Here is a 2,231-nt window from a genome sequence, read left to right on the forward strand (position 1 = left end):
CCCCGGTGCGGGCGCCGACCGGGTCGGTACGGGGCCGTGCACCGCCCCCGAAGCGGCGCCGAGCGGGGGCGGTGCCCCTGGCGGGAGTCGTGACGCGACGGGTGCTGCGGCTATGGGCGGGGACTCCGCCGGGGGGTCCGGTGGCGGGGCCAGGGCGGGGCGTGGAGTCGGGTGGGGGGTTGTCGCCCTGGTGGGCGGGGTCGCTCTGGCCGTGGCCGCGGGGAGTGTGGTGGCGTTTGTACGGGGCGATGACGAGGCGGGCCATCAGGCCGCTGTGCGCGGGCCCGCGGCCGGGCCCGTGCTCGTGCGGGCCGTGCATTCCGGGCTGTGCCTCAACGAGCGGCCCGGGAACCGGAGCGGCCTCGTGTACCAGGTGCCGTGCGCGGACGCGGCCGTGCCGCGCTACTCGCTCGCCCGCCTCGACGGCGGCCTGTGGCGGCTACGGTCCCATCACCCGGACTTCGGGCCCGGCTGCTCCGGCATCACCGTGGAGTCGCCCGCCGAGCAGGACGGCGCGCCCCTGGAGGACTCCGAGTGCGGGCGGCGCGGGGACCGCGAGGCCTTCCGTATCGAGACCCTCGACGGCGACCCGGCGCGCGGCCACCGTATCCGTGCCGCGCACTCCGGGCTCTGCCTGACCGTGACCGACGCCGCCACCGCGCCGTGGGCGGAGGTCGTGCAGAAGCCCTGCGCCGCCGACGGTGCCGGGCAGCTCTTCAGCTTCGACGCGGAGTGACGACGACCGCCTACAGGCGCGCCAGGGCCCAGAAGTGGTCGAGGATCTGCTCCAGGTACTCGCGCCCCGCCTCGCCGCCGCTGCCGCCGGAGTCGCCCCAGCTGAACGTGGCGACCATCCGCGCCTGGTAGTCGGCGTGCAACTGCTGGAGCACGTCCTCCAGGTGGTGGCGGCGCAGCGGCAGCAGCTTCGCCGCCGGGCGGACGTACGCCTGCCAGCGCGTCCTCGCCGCGTCCCGCAGGACCTCCGCCAGTTCCTCTTCCTTGCCGGTCGCGGACAGCAGCTCGCGCGGGCCGAGACCGAGCACCTCCGCGAGCGCCGCCGTCTGGCGTTCGTTGCCGCGCCAGCGGCCGGACTCCTCCATCTTCCGGTACGCCTTGACGTCCACGCCGATCTGGCGGGCCAGGTCGTCGGCGGCCATGCCGCGGGTCATCCGGTGCTCGCGCAGCGTCGTCGCGTTGGCGAGCAGCTCGCCCGGCGCGCACCACAGCACGCCCGCGAGCGCGGTGAGCTCACGGGTGTCGGGCCTGGCCAGACCGCGTTCCCACGCGACGACGGTGTCGGGCGGGACGTTCAGCCCGTACTGCGCGCGCAGACCGTACGCGACGTGCCCGGGCAGCATGCCCAGGGCCTCGCGGAGCCGGCGCGCCGCCAGCGCGTTGAACGGGGGAGTCGGGGAGGAGAGCGAGGAGGGGTGCACGCGCACAAGCTAGGTGCGCAGGGTGACACCTGGCTACGGTGCGTTCAACCAACGCCGAATGTTGGAGGAACGTCCAGATCGCCCCTACTCGGGGGTAATTAAAGAATATGTCAGCGCCATACGTCAGCGGGGCTGCTCGGTGATCCAGCGGTACTGGAGTTCGGGGCGGCCGATCTGCCCGTACTGCGGGCTGCGCTCCGCCCGGCCCGCCGTGACCAGGTGCTCCAGGTAGCGGCGGGCGGTGATCCGCGAGATGCCGACCGCCGCGCCCGCCTCCGTCGCGGTGAGCCCGGCGGGTGCCTCGCGCAGGGTGCGGGTGACGGCGGACAGCGTGGGGCCGCTGAGGCCCTTCGGCAGCGCGGCGGGCTGCGGCGCACGGAGGGCGGCGAGCGCCCGGTCCACCTCGTCCTGCCCGGACGCCTCGCCGGCGGCCGCGCGGAACTCGGCGTACCGGGTGAGCCGGTCCCGCAGCGTGGCGAACGTGAACGGCTTCAGTACGTACTGGACGACGCCCAGGGACACGCCCTCGCGAACGATGGCCAGGTCGCGGGCGGACGTCACGGCGATCACGTCGGCGGAGTGGCCGCCCGCGCGCAGGGCGCGCAGCAGCTGGAGCCCGTGGCCGTCGGGCAGATAGAGGTCGAGCAGGATCAGGTCGACGGGCGTCCGCTCCAGGAGCCGCACGGCCTTGGTGCGCGAGTGCGCGACGCCCACGACGGTGAACCCGGGCACCCGCCCCGCGTACAGCGCGTGCGCGTCCGCCGCGACGGTGTCGTCCTCGACGACCAGCACCCG

At 75.0% G+C, this 2,231-nt stretch carries 3 protein-coding genes and 1 pseudogene; 1 reads left to right on the forward strand and 3 read right to left on the reverse strand.

The window, feature by feature from the left end:
- Positions 1-319 (reverse strand): annotated as a pseudogene (locus HTZ82_RS31770) (hypothetical protein); the annotation flags it as partial.
- 45 nt (positions 320-364) lie between these two features.
- Between HTZ82_RS31770 and HTZ82_RS09390 the strand changes: the two are divergent.
- On the forward strand, positions 365-736 hold the full coding sequence (locus HTZ82_RS09390) for an RICIN domain-containing protein (RefSeq protein ID WP_217623854.1): 372 nt from the start codon (positions 365-367) through the stop codon (positions 734-736).
- Between the two features lie 10 nt (positions 737-746).
- Here the strand turns inward: HTZ82_RS09390 and HTZ82_RS09395 are convergent, their stop codons facing one another.
- Entirely contained in the window at positions 747-1,358 is a 612-nt protein-coding gene (locus tag HTZ82_RS09395) for a helix-turn-helix transcriptional regulator (protein ID WP_175408857.1), read from the reverse strand.
- A 201-nt stretch (positions 1,359-1,559) separates the two neighbouring features.
- Positions 1,560-2,231, reverse strand: a 672-nt coding sequence (locus tag HTZ82_RS09400) for a response regulator (protein ID WP_175408856.1), incomplete at its 5' end; no start/stop codon positions are given.

The organism is Streptomyces sp. TRM64462, from assembly GCF_013362995.1.
GTDB lineage: Bacteria > Actinomycetota > Actinomycetes > Streptomycetales > Streptomycetaceae > Streptomyces.